The sequence below is a fragment of the Deltaproteobacteria bacterium genome, assembly GCA_015233135.1.
In the GTDB taxonomy this organism is placed as follows: domain Bacteria; phylum UBA10199; class UBA10199; order JADFYH01; family JADFYH01; genus JADFYH01.
On the sequence record JADFYH010000032.1, the window covers coordinates 12,243 to 31,147 of the forward strand.

Genomic DNA, 18,905 nt, shown 5'->3' on the forward strand with positions numbered 1-18,905 from the left:
AAAATCTTCATGCTAAGCCTGCGTCAAAAAAGAAGAGGAATTTTATGACGCACATCTTGCTTGGAATTGCCGGCCTTGGCACCGCCGAATTGATTGTCGTTTTGCTTATGATCCTTATTATTTTTGGTGTAGGGAAGTTGCCTGAAATTGGTTCGGGGCTTGGAAAAGGAATCCGCAACTTCAAGAAAAATATGCAAGGAGGAGGCGAAGAAGAGAAGGATGACAATCCAGATACAAAAGATCAAAATAACAAATCCTCCTAGCGCTTAAAATAAATGATGAACCTAAAAGATCCAAGCACTCTGCTTTCTCTCCTGTCCGCCCTGGAAGGATTAGGTGAAGGCAAAAAACACCTCAAGCAATCCGCGCACGAATTGTTATTGGCTGCAAAAATAATGAATAAAACAACGGTGGGTATCCTTCAAGAAAGTGGTCTTCCTCAAAGTCTTCCCTGGGTGACGGATTTCATGAAAGTGGGGGGGAGTTTACTAGATGAATTGCTCGAAAAAACGAAGGCTCCCGTTTTGGAAGGAGTAGCCGCAGTAGAAATTCCAGAGGCAGTGGAAGAACCCAAAAAGGTCCAGCGTGGGAGAACAAAATTAAAAGTGGTTAAAGCAAAAGCTTGATCAAAGGGAGAGCCATGAACAAAGAAAAAAAAATTCGTGTCATTAAGCGATATCAAAATCGTAAGCTCTACGACACTGAAAATAGCTGCTATGTAACCCTCGACGACGTCGCAAAATTCATTAAAGAAGGGGAAGATGTTTGCATCATCGACAATCGTACCCAAGAAGATCTCACGACCCTGACTCTGACTCAAATCATCCTGGAAGAAGGAAAAAGAAAAAAACATTTACTTCCCCTCAGCACCTTGAAAAATATCATTCAGAGCGGAGGAGGGCATTTGGTAGATTTCTTCCAGAAGTCCATTCATACTGTTTCCTCGATTTCGAGTGTGAAAGATGAGGCAGAAAAGGTAATCGATAAAATCAAGGATGAAATTGAAGATGGTGGAATTTTTATCCGAGATTTCATTTCCAAAACCCACGATGGCTTGGATGAAGTTTCCAAAAAGTTTGAAGACAAAGTAAAATCCATCGGGAAGCTTACCAATGCCTCTTTTCTAAAGTCTGAAATTCGAAACCTCATGAAAAAGGTGGAAGAGTTCGAGAAGAAAATTAAATAAAAAGTTCTCTATGGATTTTAAAGAACTTTTTGATAAAAAGTTGCTCATTGTTTCAGGCAAGGGAGGCGTTGGAAAAACAACGGTTTCCCTTCTCTTGGCCCACCTTGCTTCCCAAAGCGGAAAGAAAACCTTGCTGGTCGAAATGAATAATGCCCAGAGAACGGGCATTTTTTTTGGGCTAAAAAAAGTTCCCTACAAAGAAAAAGAAGTTCTGGAAAATTTGTTTATCACCAGTATCCAGGCCCCAAATACCTTTGAAGAGTACATTTTAGACCAGATTCACAGCAAAACAATTTATTCCTTAATTTTTGAAAATCGCTATGTTCGTAATTTTCTGGATGCCACTCCAGGTCTTAGTGAACTCTTGCAAATTGGTAAAGTATGGGCCTTAACGGAACGGGATTTGGACAAAGAAAAAAAACACAAATACGACCTGGTTATTTTGGATGCCCCTGCCACCGGACATGGGCTGGCCTTGCTCAATGTGGCGCAGGTCGTTATTCGCGCCATTAAAATGGGACCTCTGTACAACCAGGCCTCTCGCATTGTGAAGCTGCTGCAAGATCCTTTAAAGACTCAATTGATTGTCACCGCCCTGGCCGAGGAAATGCCGATCAACGAAGCTTTGGAAATGCTGAGACAAGCGAGGCTAAAATTAAAGTTGAATTGCGGTCCTGTGATTTTAAACGGGATCTTCCCTCGTTTTTTGAGTGATGAAGAATGGGAAGTAACAAGAAGAGAATTGAATACCTTAGAATCTACGGAAGAACTTGGAAGAGTAGTTCTTTTTTATCAAGAACGAGTTTTGCTCCAAAAAACTTATAAAGAAAAACTACTCCATGAACTCGAAGGGCATCCTTGCTGGGAACTGCCCTTTTTATTTCAGGATGCGGGCACACTGAAGGGTATTAAGCAGTTGGCTACTTGTTTAAGAGACGAATCACTTACATGAATTTACAAACCCTCATCGAAGAAAAAAAATTAATCATTTGTTGTGGCTCGGGGGGAGTCGGCAAAACAACCACTGCCGCAGCCTTGGGGTTAAAAGCCGCCCTTTCAGGAAAAAAAGTAGCTGTGCTCACTGTAGATCCGGCCAAAAGACTCGCCAACTCCCTGGGGATTTCCTCGCTGGGAAACGAAGAAAAGGAAATCGACATCTCTCGTTTTCAAGCATCCGCTCAAACCTCAGGAAAATTCTTTGCGGCTATGCTGGATACAAAAAGGACTTTTGACAAAATCATCGAACGTTATGCCCCCAATGAAGAAGCCAGAAATAATATACTGGGGAATGCTCTCTACCAGCATCTCTCCAGCATGATTGCCGGTTCTCAAGAATACATGGCCATGGAGCGGGTATACGAGATGGTTCAGAAAGATAAATACGATTTGCTGATTTTAGATACTCCTCCCACGGCACACGCACTTGATTTTTTAGAAGCCCCTCAAAAAATGAGTGCTGCCGTGGGCGACAGCATGTTGAAATGGTTTTTGAAACCAGGAATCTTTGTTGGAAAAAGTTCCTTAAAACTTCTAGAAAAAGGGGCTCAAAAAATTTTTGGTATTTTTGGAAGGGTTTTGGGTATGGAATTCCTCCAGGATCTTTCCACTATGCTCATTTCTACCGGGGGTCTTCTGGAAGGCTTCAAGGAGAGGGCAGAAGAAGTTTCAGGGCTACTCAAAAACTCGGATACCGCTTTTCTACTGGTTGCAGCACCACAGGGATTCAGTTTGAACGAGGCTTTGATGTTCTACGAAAAAATGAAGGAATTTAAACTTCCTTTCTCCGGTTTAATCCTGAATCGAATTCATCCTCGTTTAAAGAAAAAGAATTGGCAGGCCTTAAATTCATTCACCTACAAAAAAAAATTATCCGAAATGTTCAGCGCCTACGAAGCCCTGGCAGACCAAGAAGCTGTACAAATTGAATGGATCAGTCAGAAAATAAAAGGAACAATGTTGCTCTTGCCGCACATGAATTCTGACATTCACGACCTGGAAAGTTTGAAAGATTTGGGAGATCTCCTGATGTAGTGCTAAGCAAGAAAATGTTTCAACACACCCGATTCCTCTTTATTCCCCTCTTAAAAGCTTCAATATTCGCCGCAATTTCATTCACCAACTTTTGACGCGATTCGCGGCTGGCCCAGGCGATATGAGGACTGAACAAGATTTTATTTTTAAATTCCTTGGCAAAAAAGGGATGATTTGCAGGCGGAGGTTCTTGTTCCAGAACATCGGTCGCATAACCCGAAACCCATCCCTTTTGCAGGGCGTGAAGCAGAGCCTCTTCGTCGACAATAGCCCCTCGAGCCAAATTGAGCAGACAGGGTCTTCGCTTCATCCAGGAAAGAGTTTGAGAGTTGATGAGGTGTTTTGTGTGTGCACTCAGCGGACAATGCAAGCTGATGTAGTCCGCTTTTTCGCAGAGCGGCTTGAGGGAGACCCGATTTTTATTGTTTGGATATTTTCTGCCAGGAATTTTTCCAAGCAGTACTTTCATCCCCAAAGCCCGAGCTACTCTAGCCACCTGTCTTCCGATGCTTCCATAACCGAGGATGCCTAAAATTTTGCCCTGCAAATTCAAATAAGGAAATCCCAGCTCGGCATAAAAGGGAGAACGTGACCATAACCCACTGAGGCAGGCCTCGTGATGCTCCAGAAAACGATGTGAAAAAGCTAGCAGGAATAAGAGAGTCTGCTCGCTTACACTGGCTGTGGAGTATCCCGCCACATTTGCCACCGCGATGTTCATTTTTTTGGCCGCTTTAATAGCGATGTTGTTATAACCTGTAGCAGCCACGGCGATGAGTTTTAGGTGAGGAAGCCGGCTCAGCACTTTTTGACCAAGCACCACCTTGTTACTAATGATAATTTCAGCCTCTGAAGCTCGCTCGACAATTTCTTCAGGAAGAGTCTGAGAATAGGCTTGATAATCCCCTTGTCTTTTCAAGCGAGACACCTCAATATCTCCCAGGTTGACACTGGCAGCATCTAAAAAAATAATCTTTATTTTTTGCTTACTCATGAGTCACGACACCCTTTTTTTTATTTTTAAAACCATAGTTTCCGGACTGATGATTGCCGGCATCAGCAGTCTGGTGAAGGTTCAGCCTAAATGGGCCGCCTTTTTGACTGCTTTGCCAGTGATGACTGTTCTTTCCCTCGTCTGGATTTACCTGGAACAAAAAGATCTGCAAGTACTACAACACTATACCAAGGATGTTTTTTTATACGTGCTTCCCACCCTCAGTTTTTTTGGGGCGGCCTATTATTTATTTAAACACAAAACACCTTTTTGGTTGGCCCTCTCGATTGCGCTGCTGATTTTATTCCTCAGTGTGGCCCTATTCAAGAAGTTTGGTTTTTTAAAATAGAAGAGAAACAGAGGGATTTAATTTTGAATAAACTACACGAAAGCTACCAACATATTTTTCCCCACAAAGACAATTTTGGAGAGTTGGTGGGTTACGACATCCTCGAAGCGAAACCCGGCTATGCACGCACTGTTTTAACCATAGAAAAAAAACATTTAAGTCCTTCGGGCGCCTGCCATGGGGGAACCCTATCTACTTTTGTGGACTTCTCTATGGGTGCTGCTATCTTCTTGAGCCTGAAAAAGGGGGAACTTTGTTCCACCATTGAGTTTAAAATTAATTATATTTCTCCTGCAAAATTGAATGATAAACTGGTCTGCGATGCAAAAATAAAATCCAAAGGGAAATCCCATGCTGTGGTGGAATGTCATGTCTTTCGACCTGACGAAGAAGATAAAAGGGATGTTGCCATTGCTTTGGGCACTTATAATATTTACTCAACCCAGAAATGATTTGCATTTTTTAAACGAGACAATTTATGAAAATTAAAATCATCTTTTTAGTTTTTCTATTTTCTTTTTGTTGCTTTAATGCAGGGGCAAAAAACGACACAGTCGCTGAAAACACTTGGACCAAAATTGCGGAACCCACACGAATGGCAGAAATGCTGCATTACCTCTTCGTGCATCCTCAAGGGCTTTTCGCAAGGAGCGTACTCAACCGGGTACTCAAATACAATCCTCAGGAAAAAAGATGGGAGAACTTTGACGAAGGTCTGCCTCCCAATTCAGCCAGTATTTTGTTTCCGGATGGAGACAAACTTTATGCGGGAACTCATTCCGGCATCTTTGTTTCGGATGGAAAGGTGAATCACTGGAAGAAGGTAGGAGAAGGCACGCAAGCCTATGCCCCATTTGGTTTGGCCAAGAGTGCCGGGAGGCTTTACGCAGTTTCCAAAGAGGGAGTTTTTTCGTTTGATGGTAAAAGCTGGGTGATCCTCAGCGATCCACTGGGCGAGGTATCCGACCTCAGGGCCTGGGCCATGGACGATCGCGGAATTTTAGTGGCTAGCAATCAAAATATTTTCTTCTACAATCAAAAAACAAGGGCCTGGTCGAACATCACAGAAAATCTGGGCCAAAACGATCGATTGAAGAATTTGCAAGATGTCTATCTCGAAAACGACGTGTTGTATTTGGGATTAATCGATGAGGGTGTTTTTCGGAAAAAAATAGATGAAAAAGAATGGCAAGGCCTAAACAATGGGATTCCCAAGGGAGAAAAATTCAAAGGTTTTTCTCAACCCTATCAAAGTCCAATGGTGTATACAGATCAGGATCAATATCTGCTGAGTTCCGATGGCAAAAGCTGGAAATCCGCTGGCTATAAGACTCCCCCGTTCATCCATAGTATCGTCCCTTACAAGAAGACGCTTTATGCCGCAGGCGAAAGTGGTGCGTTTCAACAGGATAAGAAAGGTGCTTGGGAAAGCATCCATGCCGGACTTAAAACCGAGGCCGTGAGTGATTTTAAAACCATAGCGGATGAACTTTATGCCACGAGTGCCTCCGGTTTATATCGTTTTTCAGAGGATAAAAACCTCTGGGTAAATTTGATGGGTGGCGCCGCGCAAGACTGTCAACAGCCCATCGAATACATGCAGTTGTTAAATGGAAAAACCTATTTAGGCTCTTATGTCAGTGGAGTTTTGGAAGCAGAGCTCAGCAAAAACCTCTGGAACCCATTAGGAAAGAACTGGCCTCTTCAGAAATTGCCTGCAGCAATGCTCACACAGTTCAAACCTTGCTTTAGTGAAGTGTTTGAAAGCGTCCCTTTTTTGGGGGAGTATCAAAACACCCTGGTCGCTGCTACTCTGCAGCAGGTTTATCGTTTAAGTTCCGACCAACATTGGATCAAATGGCTGGATTCAAAAGACAGGATTTTAGGCATCCTGGGAGTAAATAAAGATTTTTATGTGGGCACTATGAAAGGTCTCTATCGCTATCAGGATCAAAATAAAACCTGGCAGAAAATTCCTTTGGGAACTTTAGAAAACACCTATGTGTCACACCTCACCCGAGACGAAAAATATCTCTATGTGGAGACGCAGGACGAAAGAATCTTCCGATTGGATTTGAAAAACCAGAAATGGGAGGAGCTGTCGCCGCTTCCTGATGCTCAAACCATTATTTGTGAAATGAAACAGATCAACGGGAAAATGTGGGCTCTGGGCGCCAAGGGCGTTTTTGCCTGGAATAAAACTGAAAATAAATGGGAAGAAGTTTTAAAAAATCCAGTCGATGAAAAATATTGCCCCGCGGCGACTGAAACCAAGGATGCCTTATTTATCTTGAAGCAGGATGGATTGTATAGGCAGGAGAAGTGATTTTGACAGCACTAAAAGAAAAAGGCCTTGATTTACAAGGCCTTTTCTATGCGCGGGGCGGGACTCGAACCCGCACAGGTTGCCCCACTAGCCCCTCAAACTAGCGTGTCTACCAGTTCCACCACCCGCGCAATACAAAATTCGATAAATGATTTTACTCGGCGTTGGGCTCTTTCATCCTCGCTGCGACGTACAGTAGTACGACTCACTCGTCTTCAATCGCCCGCCTTGATTAAAATCATTTCTCAAATTTTATACAAACTGTCATTGATCCAATCAAATATTCCCTTAACGCTTAGAGCGCGCTTTCTTCTTGGGTGTCAATACTTTCTGTGTTTCAGCCGCCGCTGGAGCTTCTTCAGTTTTTTCTTCTACAACTTCTGTTTTTAACGATTCAGAATTTTTAATGTCTGCTTTTTTACTATCTGCCTTTTGTGTTTCAGTCTTCCGTGTTTCCGCTTTTTGGGATTCTGCTATGGCGGCCTTGGGAGTGGGAAGCTTGGCCCCGTTGATAACACTGGCGTTGCTTTGATCTTTTGCCAAATGAGCAAGAAGAATACTCGTCAGCAAAAATAGAATGGCCGCTCCAGTCGTAATCTTTGAAAGCAAGGTCGCTGCACCTCGAGGCCCAAATACAGTCTGGGAACCCCCGCCAAAGGAGGCACCGATATCTGCACCTTTTCCGGCTTGGAGTAAGACCACAATGATCATGAAAATACAGATAATGAAATGAAAAGTGAGTATAAAACCGGTCATAAATTCTTTCTGAGGGGGCATCCAATTCATTTTTCCCCTCACCCTAACCCTCTCCCTCAAGGGGAGAGGGGATTATGAGTTAAGCGTCAAAGTCTCCAAAACGAATTATTTTTGAAAATTCTTCGTAGTCAAGTGAGGCAGAACCGACCAGGGCGCCATCCACATGATGAACTTTCATGACTTCTCGAACGTTGCTCGACTTTACGGAGCCCCCATACAAGATACGGATATTGTTAGCTGTGGGAGCATCGTACATTCTTGCCAGTAAAAAACGGATATGTTCATGCGCTTCAGCAATCTGTTCTACCGTGGCCCTATTTCCGCTGCCAATAGCCCAAACGGGCTCATAAGCCACTACAAATTTTTGCAAATCGTTCATCCCAACATCTTGCAAACCCCGTCGAATTTGTTTTTCAATGACGGCCGTTGTCTTTTTTTCATTTCGCTCGTGGGCCGTTTCTCCCACGCAAAGAATGGGAGTAAGATCGGCATTCAACACGCAATGGATCTTCTTGTTCACAGACTCGTCTGTTTCCGCAAAATGGATGCGGCGTTCCGAATGTCCAATAATCACGTATTCACATCCCGCGTCCTTTAGGAAGGGAGCTGAAACTTCTCCGGTGTAGGGCCCTTCTTCACCCCAAAAACAATTTTGTGCCCCCACCTTAATTCCCGTTTCACTCATGGCAATCGACACTGAATAGATAGAAGTAAAGGGGGGTGCAAGCACTACTTCCACATCGGGATAATCCCCCAAGCTATTTTTGAGGTTGGTGGCCAGCTTAATCGAGTCGCTCACGTTGTTGTACATCTTCCAGTTAGCGACCATCAAGGGTTTGACGGGTTCTTCCATAATGTTGTCCTGTTTTCTTGGCCTTTTTTTAGGCCTGTTTTTTACTCTACTCCTTGAGTGCCTGAAGTCCCGGTAGTAACTTCCCTTCAAAGCAGGCCAGTGTGGCGCCTCCGCCTGTGGAAATATGACTGATTTGATCAGACAGTCCTGATTCCATAATGGCTGCGGCCGAATCTCCGCCACCTACCACCGACAAGGCCTTGGATTTCGCAACCAGTTTGGCAATGGCAAAAGTTCCCTCGTTGAAAGGAGGGACTTCAAAAACTCCCATGGGGCCATTCCAAATAACAGTCTTGGCTTCAATAATTTTCCCACCAAATTTTTCAATGGTTTTAGGACCAATATCCAGCCCCATAAAACCTTGAGGGATATTCCCCTCTGCAATTTCTGAAGGAGCTCCTTTTTCGAGCTTTTGAGCAATGCGATGATCCACAGGCAAAAGGAGGGGCACCCCTTTGGCCTTGGCACGTTCCATAAATTTTGCGGCCAAATTTAATTTATTATCTTCCACCAAAGAAGATCCTACATCCTTCCCCATGGCCTTTAGGAAGGTATAAGCCATGGCCCCGCCAATGAGCAAGGCATCTACTTTGGACAGCAAATAGTCTACTGCAGCCAACTTGTCACTTACTTTGGCCCCACCTAAAATGGCTACCAAAGGTCGCTCGGGATTCTCTAGCACTTTGCTCAGGTAATCCACCTCTTTTCTTACCAAGAAGCCGGCCCCCTTGTATTTGAAGTGTTTCACCATTCCTACCGTGGAGGCATGGGCGCGGTGCAAGGTGCCAAAGGCATCGTTTACATAAACCTCAGCGATGGAGGCCAACTTTTCAGAAAAAACGGCGTCATTTTTTTCTTCTCCCTCATGAAAACGAAGATTTTCGAGCAGCATCACCTGACCTTCACGCAGATCCTGGGCCAATTTTTTTACTGCATCGCCGATGCAATCTTCGGGGAAGAGGATATCTTTTTTCAGAAGCTTGCTCAAATAGGCCGCGACAGGAAGCAGAGAGAGTTTTGCATCACGGATCCCTTTGGGTCTGCCCAGGTGCGAGGCCAAAATAACTTTAGCATCTTCTTTGATGGCATATTCCAGGGTGGGAAGAACTGCACGGATGCGAGTGTCGTCCTGGATATTCTCGTTCTCGTCAAAAGAGACGTTAAAATCCACACGGATAAAAACGCGCTTTTTTTGAAGAGGAAGATCAGTGATGCTTTTAATCATATTGAGTTATTAAATTTGGTTTGAATTCATTCTATTCCCCTCTCCCCTTGAGGGAGAGGGCAGGGTGAGGGGTTGAATTCAATTTGCATCAAAGATCACCCTCTCCCTGACCCTCCCCCCTCAAGGGGGAGGGGAAAACACTATAATTGCTTAGCTACTAATTCCGTCAATTCTACCATGCGTTGTGAAAACCCAGTCTCATTGTCATACCAGGAGACGACCTTCAGCAAAGTTCCATCCATCACTGAAGTGAGTTCGGCATCTATAGTAGAAGAATGAGGATTGCCGTTATAATCGATGGAAACCAGAGGTTCTTCAGAATAAGCCAGAATATTTTTGAGGCTTCCCGCTTCAGAGGCCTTTTTGAACGCGGTGTTTACGGCTTCGACATGGGTGTTTTTTTCGACTTCGCACACAAAATCTACCAAAGAAACATTGGGAGTAGGCACTCGCACCGCAAAACCGTCGATCTTACCTTTTAATTCGGGGATCACCAAACCAATGGCCTTGGCCGCGCCGGTGCTGGTCGGAATTTGGGAAACTGCAGCCGCACGGGCACGACGTAAATCTTTGTGAGGGAGATCCAGAATTTTTTGATCGTTGGTGTAAGAATGCACCGTGGTCATGAAGCCACGCTTCACCTTAAAATTTTCATGAAGTACTTTAACAAGAGGAGCCAAACAGTTGGTGGTGCAGCTGGCGTTGGAAATAAGATGATGGAGTTTGGGGTCGTAACTTGTGCAGTTGACGCCGCGAACCAGGGTGGCATCCACCCCTTTAGCCGGAGCGGAAATGATGACTTTTTGTACCCCATCTTTGAAATGCCCCTGGCAGCTTTCTTTGTCTGTAAAAAATCCGCTGCATTCCAAAACAATTTGAATCCCCAATTTTCCCCATTCCGATTGCTGAGGGTTTTTCCAGCTAAATACGGGAATTTTTTTGTCATTAACTATTAAGGCATTTTCCTGGACAGAAACTGAAGCCTGTAGCGGTCCATGCACGGAATCGTATTTTAGAAGATGGGCCAGTGAAACGGGAGGAGCCAAGTCGTTGAGGGCTACTACTTCATAATTAAGAGAAGGATTTTTTAAAATCTGGCGGAACAGCGTTCGGCCAATACGACCAAAACCATTGATACCAACTTTGATGCTCATGGGATGCAAATCCTAGGGTTAAAAGGTGACAAAAAGAGCACCCGCCATAGCCAAGAACCCCAGCCCTGTCAAGCCGGCATTGGATAGCTATCACTTTGATAAGACAAACAATAAAGTACTGGTCTGCAATTAAACGGAACTTCGCGGAGTGCATAAGTTAAAAAAAGGATCCTACAATCAATTGATTGCAACTCTTAAATCTTGAGCCCTTCATGATAATGACACTCTGTGTTATTTCTTTGACCACTCAATTTGGCTGGCAGGCTTTTCTAGCGCTTTACACCTGTTAACGACTTTCTGCAGTTGTGAGGGTATTTTTTAACCAGCACCTGCCGGATCTTATTTGGGAAAAGCCAGTGCGATATTCCTGTTATTTCAAATAATTAATCTGTTCAACTTTTCAACTCAAGTCTGGCCTCCTTCTTGCCGTAGAGAGTGGAGTAGATCGAGTTAACCTTTTTTGAGGAGGGAGTTATGCATTCTAAAATGAAGAGAAGGCTTGCTTGTTTAGCCTCGGGAATTTTTTTGGCCCTTACCTTAGTGGCTTGTGGGGGTTCTTCTACAGGAGGGGATGTGGGTGCCCAGGATACACCACCCGCGGATACACCGCCCGCAGATACACCGCCTGCAGCCGCAGCGCCGACCAGCCTTAATGATACAATTCCAACGGATGTTCAAATCACGTCTCCTTTTGTCAAGGTAGCTGCGGGGGCCTCCATTTCTAGAGGGCTTGTGAGGGCCTTGGCGGGTGGGGTTCAGCTTGCGACCTCTGGTTCTGGAGACGATTATGCAACTCATCGCCAGGCAGTAGTCGATCTCGAAACTTGTACGACGGTCGATTGTTGTATGAGCAATGAAAAAGGTCCGGGTAAAACCGAACCCTCAGTCCTTTGCTATGGGCCCAGCATAACCTTTACGAATTATCCAGGTGTTGGCGACGGGTCTGCGCCGGGAGGAGATACGGGAATATGGGATGCCTCGGAAAGCAGTGGAGAGGCCTGCTTGGCAGCCAAGATGAATTCGAAGATCAAAGGGGTGCAAGGCATGTACGACTTTGCCCTGCAACGCATGGCTCAAATGCTTTGCGTAGCTCGTGTCGACGCAATCGCCCTGCCGACTGTGGGGGAAACGGTCGATTTGACTCCTAATTTAACCTCCGCTTTTGCAGAGCATTCTGCAGCGATGACACTTTCTCAAGTGACGATAGAACGGGTTGATGCAAGTACGGTTGTTTTTGATATGAAAGCAACCATGGTGAGTGGTAGTGCGGGTGGCGGTGGCGGTGGCGGTAGTAGTGGAGGTAATAATCAGCAACAGCAGCAAGGTGGTGGAGGTAGTAATCAGCAACAACAACAGCAGCAGCAAGGTGGCGGGGGTGGTGGTGCTGGCCCCGGTGGTGGATCTCCTTCGGAATCTTCGAGTACATTTAATATCAGCATGAATATTACCCAACAGGTGACAGGTACCGATACCTATAGAGGGTCTTTTAGATTAATTTTGGGAGGTGGAGGAAGTGCTTTCCGGGGAGGAAATTGCCCTAGTGCGGTTACATCCACTAATGTCATGAGCATTGGATATGAAAAACTGGCGAGTGAAATTCGCATCAAGCAGGTGAAGACGGTGGAATGTGGTGAGCTTACTGCCGATGAAATTGTGACTGGTTATTTAGATAGAGATGGATATCCTGACTTGAGTAAAAAGGTTGTGAACAGCCTTGATGCCGTAACAACCCCTGGCTGGAGTGATGACTACAATGAGATGATTGCAAATCTAGATTCTACGACAGGACTTGGATCTGTCGTTTATGGCTGGATGGCAGGACATGGAGATAATTATTTTCGCATGATGAATGGATCTAGTACGAATACGACTGGCAGCGGTTACTTTGGCTTCCAGCATGAAAATACCATTGCCACTCAAGGCTTCGGAAAAATTCAAGGGATGGTCTGTGACTGGGCTGGCCCTGGTGGTCTTGCAGGTGGCAGCAGCACAGTGGATTATGTTCAGTATCAGGCCATGACCTATAACGCCACGACCAATCAGTACGAGAACGATGCCGCGAACAGTCGCCTGAGTTATGCGCCTACTTTGAGTTGTGAGAACCATACGACTAGCATGACTTGTAATGGAGTTGCTTGTCCTACGGATAACGGACTGCTAGATTTGGCAGGCATGTCCTTCACCTTGCCGACAGATCCTGCAAGCATAGAGTAGTTGGGATAACGTCTGGGAGTTTAAAAGCCCCTCCCCAAAACGGAGGGGCTTTTTTTATGATTGTGGGTTTTATTCTAGACCGTCTGTGCTTTTGTTGATAGCGGCCGTTTTCTTATGGATAAAATTCAACATCCAAAAACTACCCCTTGGACGATCGCGAAGGCCATCCAATATTACAATATTGAAAATTGGGGTCTGGATTTTTTTTCGGTGAACGAGGCCGGACACATTTCCATTCATCCCTACGGAAAGCAAGGCCCGCGGATTGATATCATGGATGTGATTGAAGACATCCAGGAAAAAAAGCTGGGCTTTCCCTGTGTGGTGCGTTTTCAGGATATTTTACGCGCGCGGGTGGTGAGTTTGAACGAGGCCTTTAAGAAAAGCATTGCGGATCATCAATACAAGGGCACTTATTACGGGGTTTATCCCATTAAAGTAAATCAGATGCGCGAAGTGGTGGAAGAAATTCTGGATGCCGGTGCGCCCTATCATTTTGGTTTGGAGGCTGGTTCCAAAGGCGAATTGCTTCCGGTTCTGGCCCTCAACAATGACAAAGAGGCTATCACCGTTTGCAATGGATACAAAGACGAGGAGTTCATGCGTCTGGCCTTGCTGGGTCGCAAGTTGGGGCGCAAGGTAATTATCGTGATTGAAAAACTTTCGGAACTTCCCATGCTTTTGCGGGTTGCCGAGGAAATGCAGGTTCAACCCTATATCGGTTTACGAGCTAAGCTCACCGCCAAAGGGGCTGGCAAGTGGGTGAGCAGCGGAGGCGATTTTGCGAAGTTTGGTCTGACGACGCCTGAAATTATTCGGGCCTTGAACTTTTTAAAGGAAGCCAAAAAAGAAGAGTGCCTCAAACTCTTTCATTTTCATGTGGGTTCCCAGATTACCGACATCAACATGGTGCGTGAAGCGGTGAGCGAAGGCGCACGAATTTATGCAAAGTTATGCAAGATGGGTTTCAAGGTAGAATATTTTGACATGGGGGGAGGGATGGGAGTCGATTACGATGGTTCTCGAACCACCGCGGCTTCTTCGATGAATTATACCTTGGAAGAATACGTCGACGATGTGGTTTCCACCCTGCAGCAAATTTGTCAGGATGAACAAGTGGCGGAGCCGCATATCATCAGTGAATCGGGCCGAGCCATTACCTCGCATCACAGCTGCATTATCATGCCGGTCTTCGGCAGCATCGAAATTGGGAACAATTCGCCTTTACCTCCTGAAAAAAATGAAAAAACCAAAGAAGTGGAACCTGTCAAAAAATTGCGTCGTTTGCTGGCCACGTTATCGTCCAAAAACGCGCTGAGTGCCTATCACCAGGCGGTGGCCAAAAAAGAAGAAGCCCTGGCCATGTTCAAGTTGGGAATCATGCAGCTCGAAGACCGCGCCAAGGTGGAAGATTTATTTTGGGAGATCTGCCGAAAAATTATTTTGCTCAATAAAAATGAAGAAAGAGTTCCCGAAGAAACAGCCGATCTATACAAAAAGTTGGCCGATCAAATTCTGGTTAACTTCTCGCTGTTCCAAACCGCTCCCGACCACTGGGCCTTTGATCAGCTTTTTCCCATTGTTCCCCTGCATCGCCTGAGCGAAGAACCCTCGCGAGAAGCCACGCTGGTGGATATTACCTGCGACAGTGACGGGAAAATCGATCGCTTTATCGATGTCCTCGATGTGAAAGAAACTCTCAGTTTACATCCCTTAATCCCCGGAGAGCCTTATTTTATCGGTATGTTCATGCTGGGTGCCTATCAGGATATCATGGGCGACATGCACAACCTCTTTGGCCGGGTGAATGAAGTGCATGTATTTTGTGACGACGAAGATCCCGAAGATTTTTATCTGGAGGAAGTCATCCCCGGAGATACAATTCAACAGGTGCTTACCCGTCTGCAATATGCGCCTACGGATCTGGCAAAAATTATCAAGCGTGAACTCGATCAACAAGTTCGCGAAGGAAATATCAAACCCAAAGAAGGTGTGGCCCTCATCGATTTTTACGAGCAGGTGATGAATGGTTATACTTATTTGAGTACCGATAGGCCTTAGTTGAGATGAGGTTGAGATAAAAGTTGAAATGGGTTGAGATAAAGTTGATAATGAATCCATGAAACAAAAAATTCTGGATTTCTTTAAAAAAAGAAAAATGCTTGGCATAAGCGATTTGAGCTCCCACTTTCAAGTAAGCCCACAAGCGATTCACAAACACCTGAGAGAACTTATTCAAGCAGGAGTTGTGTTAAAGCAAGGGGCAAGTCGAAAGACCACCTACTATGTTGAGGCTTCCTCAGCGGCTTCGCTGAAGTCGGGCCCCGCCCCTTTGTTAAAAACTTATACCAATAAAAATTTAAAAGAAGATGAGGTATATCGCGAGCTTTCTTCCAAATATGTATCGCTTAAAACTTTGCCCCACTCTTTGGAGCAGGTTTTTATTTTTGCTTTTACTGAAATGCTGAATAATGCGATCGATCATTCAAAATCCAAAAAAATAAAAATTAAAATTGATCAAGATAAACAAAATATCTGCTTTTTAATTCAAGACCAGGGTGTGGGAATTTTTCACAATATTCAAAAAAACAAAAAATTGAATAACCCCCTTGAAGCTATTCAGGATTTATTAAAGGGGAAGCAAACTACCATGCCCGATAAGCATAGTGGCGAAGGGATATTTTTTACTTCCAAATTGGCCGATGTGTTTTGGATTAAAAGCCACAAAAAAACACTCATCCTCAACAACTTGATTGAGGATGTTTTTATTAAAGACAACCCTTTCTGTAAAGGGACTGAAGTATATTTTCAAATTTCAAAAAAAAGCAGCAAAGATCTAAAAAGTATTTTTTTGAAATATAGCAACTCCAAATTTGAATTTGATAAAAGCCATATCCGAATATCTTTATTTGCAAACGAGTTTTATGTTTCGCGGTCTCAGGCAAAAAGAGTGTTGATTGGTCTAGAAAAATTTAAGGTGATTGAGTTTGATTTTAAGAATGTGGAAAGTGTTGGGCAGGGTTTTGCGGATGAAATTTTTAGGGTGTTTCAGTTGCAGCATCCTCACATTACTCTCATTTATATTAACGCTCATGAAAACGTAAAGTTTATGATTGAAAGGGCAAAGAGACGATAGAAAGAAACCAAAAAATTATCACTCCCCACAGTTTGGGTGAAATGAAAAAATACAGTGACCGATAGGTGACCGATTATCTTATCTGTTGACCGAAAGTGACCGATACAAGGTTGAAGAACATGAAATCAAAAACATCTTGAAAAATTATTTCCAAAAAAATGAGACCATTTCTCGTCAACAAATGGAGGCCCTTCTTGGCTTGGGAAGCACCAGCGTTAAATATCTTATTCGAGACCTCATTCAGGAAAAGTTTCTGGCAGTGGTGGGAAAGGGGCCGGCAACGAGGTATAAGATTAGATCCTAAGCAATCAAATTGATGCAAAATGAGCAAGGATTTAGAGTGTAGCAGGGAGTTGCTGATTGAGAAGAGGGATGAGAAAGAGATTTTTTATTTTTAATCCTGCAGCAATAACGTGCTGGCCAAGGGAAGTGAGGTAATATTTATAAGTGTGGCCGATTTTTTTGATGAGGCCGTGGGTTCTGAGACGCTTGAGGATACGTGACATTTGATTGCCCGAGGTATTTGGGATTTTGTTTCTCAGGTTTTTGTTTTTAAATCCACTGATTGCAAATTCTCCTCTGGCAACAATTTCAAACAAGTGCTGATCTTTCTCATCGAAGAAATTGAAACCTTTGTAGCTGTGTTCTTTCTCAATGATGGTTTTTGAGACCTTGTTCAGGCGATGAGTGCCTGTGGTGTTGTCATCGAGTTCAGAGATGAAGTCGATATATCGTTTGTTTGCGGCCAGCAAACATTCTTGCAGGGGGGCTAGACTGTAGATGCCCTTTTTCATGGGGGCCCATTGCAGGGAGGAAGTTCCGTTTTTTTGTTCTACTTTGCGGTAGTGTTTAAAAAAGGAGACGTCATTGACTGTGGTTTCTATACGAAGCACCAGAGAAAACTTATCATACATTTTGATCGAGATAGCGCCCATGGAATGTTTGATTCGAGTCCCTTCGATGCGCGTGTTGAACCTGTTACCGACTTCATCTTTGGAAATACATGAAGATTTTTTGGGTACGCAACGAAGCAATCTGGACGCGCAATAGTTTTTAGAGGTGCCCATAAGAGAATCCCCCAGTCCAGAATACAGCCGCCCCTGATTGCTCTTCTTCTGTGGCTTTTGTAGCTTTGGCTCAGTCCCTTTGTCGGGGGTGTCGCGGTTTTTGTTTTCGTCACCTCCAATAGTTGCGATGAATCGAAGGAGCACATTATTTTATGCCTTACACAACACCGGATACAAAAATTGAAGAAGAGTTGCGTCAGTTAACACTTGCCTATGAGCAAATTGGAAAACAGCTTCATGAAAAAAACAACGAGCTCCTCCAAAGCAACAAACTCCTCAAAGCCGAAATTGTAGAACGTAAAAAAATAGAGGCCGAAATTTTGGAGATTACTCAAGAAGAGCAAAGGCGTTTTGGATCACAACTGCACGATGGGCTTTGCCAGGAGTTGACGGCAATTTTGGTATTTGCCAAAAACCTTACCCAAAAGATGGAAAAGGAAAAAACTCTCGAACTTGCAGAGTTAAAAAAAATTTCAGATATGCTGTTGGACGCCGTGGATCAGGCCAGAAATACCGCACGAGGTTTGTACCCAGGCGAGCTGGAGGGAACTTCCCTGATGCGTTCTCTTGAAGAATTGGCTTCTTCTACTTTGGGAACTTCGTGTTTATTTTATTGTCCGGAACCGATTCTTATTGAAGATAATAATGTCGCGACCCATCTTTACCGAATCACCCAGGAGGCCATTAGTAATGCGGTCGAACATGGAAAAGCGCAGAATATCGAAGTGAGCTTCACCCAAAATAAAGGGACCCTCACTCTGGCCATCAAAGATGATGGAATAGGAATAATAAATGATCGCACCTTCTCAAAAGGAATTGGTTTGAAGATCATGAAATATCGAGCTCGTATACTGAATGCTTCTTTCGAAATAAAATCCAACTCCCCTCAAGGAGTTATTCTGGAATGTCATTTTAAAATGCCTGTAACCCAAAGGAGTGTTGCTTGAGTGCCACTCTTAAAACTAAAAACAAAAAGATCAGAATATTTATTGTGGATGATCATCCTATTCTCAGACAAGGAATCGCGCAGCTCATCAACCATGAAGAGGATATGATCTCAATTGGAGAAGCGGGATCTGCGACTGAAGCCCTCCAGGGCATTGAAAAAGAAAAGCCTGATTTAATGATCGTGGATATTTCCTTAGAAGGCACGAGTGGACTTGAATTGACCAAAACTATTCTGCTCAAACACCCCGAAATGTTAATTCTGATTGTTTCGATGTATGACGAATCTATTTATGTGGAACGCGTCTTACGAGCTGGGGCGAAAGGGTATTTAACAAAACGGGAAGCCAGCGATCATATCATTTCGGCCATTCGCAAGGTACTGAGTGGTGATATTTATGCGAGCGACCAATGGAAAGAAAAACTCATGCAGAAGTTTGTGGGTCGAGGCACAGCAAAAAATGATTCTGAGGCGGCAAGCTTGAGCGATCGTGAGCTCGAGGTGTTGCAGCTTAGCGGTCAGGGATTTTCCACTCGTCAAATTGCGGAAAAACTTTTTGTGAGTGTGAAGACCATTGAATCTCATTATGCCAATATTAAAAACAAACTCGATTTGAAAAATTCTCATGAACTGATTCAGTATGCCGTCAAATGGTGTCTTGCTGAGAA

The 18,905-nt window shown here is 44.2% G+C and carries 20 protein-coding genes and 1 tRNA gene; 14 read left to right on the forward strand and 7 right to left on the reverse strand.

Going from position 1 to position 18,905, the window contains the following annotated elements:
* Positions 1-44: 44 nt before the first annotated feature.
* From HQM15_09970 to HQM15_09990, 5 genes are read left to right on the forward strand one after another with little or no spacing between them, the layout of a single operon-like run.
* Positions 45-263: a twin-arginine translocase TatA/TatE family subunit gene (locus tag HQM15_09970; protein MBF0493092.1), complete on the forward strand. Its 219-nt coding sequence runs from the start codon at positions 45-47 to the stop codon at positions 261-263.
* A gap of 12 nt (positions 264-275) precedes the next feature.
* Positions 276-626, forward strand: coding sequence for a hypothetical protein (locus HQM15_09975; GenBank protein MBF0493093.1), 351 nt, complete (start codon positions 276-278; stop codon positions 624-626).
* A 14-nt stretch (positions 627-640) separates the two neighbouring features.
* The gene (locus HQM15_09980) at positions 641-1,186 is read left to right on the forward strand and encodes a hypothetical protein (protein MBF0493094.1); all 546 of its coding nucleotides are present in this window, start codon (positions 641-643) and stop codon (positions 1,184-1,186) included.
* A 10-nt stretch (positions 1,187-1,196) separates the two neighbouring features.
* Positions 1,197-2,138, forward strand: coding sequence for an AAA family ATPase (locus HQM15_09985; GenBank protein MBF0493095.1), 942 nt, complete (start codon positions 1,197-1,199; stop codon positions 2,136-2,138).
* Positions 2,135-3,217, forward strand: coding sequence for an ArsA family ATPase (locus tag HQM15_09990; GenBank protein MBF0493096.1), 1,083 nt, complete (start codon positions 2,135-2,137; stop codon positions 3,215-3,217). The genes HQM15_09985 and HQM15_09990 overlap by 4 nt, the downstream gene beginning before the upstream one ends.
* Positions 3,218-3,236: 19 nt before the next feature.
* On the opposite strand, the gene HQM15_09995 is transcribed toward HQM15_09990, so the two are convergent.
* Entirely contained in the window at positions 3,237-4,211 is a 975-nt protein-coding gene (locus tag HQM15_09995; GenBank protein MBF0493097.1) for a D-2-hydroxyacid dehydrogenase, read from the reverse strand.
* Here HQM15_09995 and HQM15_10000 point away from each other — a divergent pair.
* Genes HQM15_10000 through HQM15_10010 form a run of 3 tightly spaced genes read left to right on the forward strand, consistent with a single transcriptional unit; the run spans position 4,210 to position 6,886 of the window.
* On the forward strand, positions 4,210-4,560 hold the full coding sequence (locus HQM15_10000) for a DUF3147 family protein (protein MBF0493098.1): 351 nt from the start codon (positions 4,210-4,212) through the stop codon (positions 4,558-4,560). The two genes, HQM15_09995 and HQM15_10000, sit on opposite strands and share 2 nt — an antisense overlap.
* 23 nt (positions 4,561-4,583) lie before the next feature.
* Positions 4,584-5,012, forward strand: a complete 429-nt coding sequence (locus tag HQM15_10005) for a PaaI family thioesterase (protein MBF0493099.1) — start codon at positions 4,584-4,586, stop codon at positions 5,010-5,012.
* Positions 5,013-5,038: 26 nt separating this feature from the next.
* The gene (locus tag HQM15_10010; GenBank protein MBF0493100.1) at positions 5,039-6,886 is read left to right on the forward strand and encodes a hypothetical protein; all 1,848 of its coding nucleotides are present in this window, start codon (positions 5,039-5,041) and stop codon (positions 6,884-6,886) included.
* A gap of 49 nt (positions 6,887-6,935) precedes the next feature.
* On the opposite strand, the gene HQM15_10015 is transcribed toward HQM15_10010, so the two are convergent.
* From HQM15_10015 to gap, 5 genes are all read right to left on the reverse strand, one after another.
* A tRNA-Leu gene (locus tag HQM15_10015) sits at positions 6,936-7,017 on the reverse strand.
* A 157-nt stretch (positions 7,018-7,174) separates the two neighbouring features.
* Positions 7,175-7,642 (reverse strand): preprotein translocase subunit SecG, encoded by a 468-nt coding sequence (secG, locus tag HQM15_10020; protein MBF0493101.1) that lies wholly within the window; start codon positions 7,640-7,642, stop codon positions 7,175-7,177.
* A 79-nt stretch (positions 7,643-7,721) separates the two neighbouring features.
* Positions 7,722-8,495: a triose-phosphate isomerase gene (locus HQM15_10025; protein MBF0493102.1), complete on the reverse strand. Its 774-nt coding sequence runs from the start codon at positions 8,493-8,495 to the stop codon at positions 7,722-7,724.
* Between the two features lie 46 nt (positions 8,496-8,541).
* Entirely contained in the window at positions 8,542-9,720 is a 1,179-nt protein-coding gene (locus HQM15_10030; protein ID MBF0493103.1) for a phosphoglycerate kinase, read from the reverse strand.
* A 140-nt stretch (positions 9,721-9,860) separates the two neighbouring features.
* On the reverse strand, positions 9,861-10,874 hold the full coding sequence (gap, locus tag HQM15_10035; protein ID MBF0493104.1) for a type I glyceraldehyde-3-phosphate dehydrogenase: 1,014 nt from the start codon (positions 10,872-10,874) through the stop codon (positions 9,861-9,863).
* A gap of 474 nt (positions 10,875-11,348) precedes the next feature.
* Here gap and HQM15_10040 point away from each other — a divergent pair, with 474 nt between their 5' ends.
* The 4 genes from HQM15_10040 to HQM15_10055 all read left to right on the forward strand — a co-directional run bounded on the left by HQM15_10040 (position 11,349) and on the right by HQM15_10055 (position 16,528).
* Positions 11,349-13,088 carry a hypothetical protein gene (locus tag HQM15_10040; protein ID MBF0493105.1) on the forward strand — a complete coding sequence of 580 codons (1,740 nt, stop codon included), beginning with the start codon at positions 11,349-11,351 and terminating at the stop codon, positions 13,086-13,088.
* Between the two features lie 114 nt (positions 13,089-13,202).
* Positions 13,203-15,149: a biosynthetic arginine decarboxylase gene (gene speA, locus HQM15_10045; GenBank protein ID MBF0493106.1), complete on the forward strand. Its 1,947-nt coding sequence runs from the start codon at positions 13,203-13,205 to the stop codon at positions 15,147-15,149.
* A gap of 58 nt (positions 15,150-15,207) precedes the next feature.
* Positions 15,208-16,224 carry a DUF4325 domain-containing protein gene (locus tag HQM15_10050; protein ID MBF0493107.1) on the forward strand — a complete coding sequence of 339 codons (1,017 nt, stop codon included), beginning with the start codon at positions 15,208-15,210 and terminating at the stop codon, positions 16,222-16,224.
* 85 nt (positions 16,225-16,309) lie between these two features.
* Complete coding sequence (locus tag HQM15_10055; protein ID MBF0493108.1) at positions 16,310-16,528, forward strand: hypothetical protein; 219 nt, start codon at positions 16,310-16,312, stop codon at positions 16,526-16,528.
* 31 nt (positions 16,529-16,559) lie between these two features.
* On the opposite strand, the gene HQM15_10060 is transcribed toward HQM15_10055, so the two are convergent.
* A complete protein-coding gene (locus HQM15_10060) occupies positions 16,560-17,291 on the reverse strand; it encodes a MarR family transcriptional regulator (GenBank protein MBF0493109.1) in 732 nt (243 codons plus the stop codon).
* 152 nt (positions 17,292-17,443) lie between these two features.
* On the opposite strand from HQM15_10060, the gene HQM15_10065 reads away from it, so the two are divergent.
* Together HQM15_10065 and HQM15_10070 are read left to right on the forward strand one after the other, a co-directional pair.
* Positions 17,444-18,238 carry a hypothetical protein gene (locus HQM15_10065; GenBank protein MBF0493110.1) on the forward strand — a complete coding sequence of 265 codons (795 nt, stop codon included), beginning with the start codon at positions 17,444-17,446 and terminating at the stop codon, positions 18,236-18,238.
* Between the two features lie 29 nt (positions 18,239-18,267).
* On the forward strand, positions 18,268-18,905 hold a 638-nt coding region (locus tag HQM15_10070), incomplete at its 3' end, for a response regulator transcription factor (GenBank protein ID MBF0493111.1).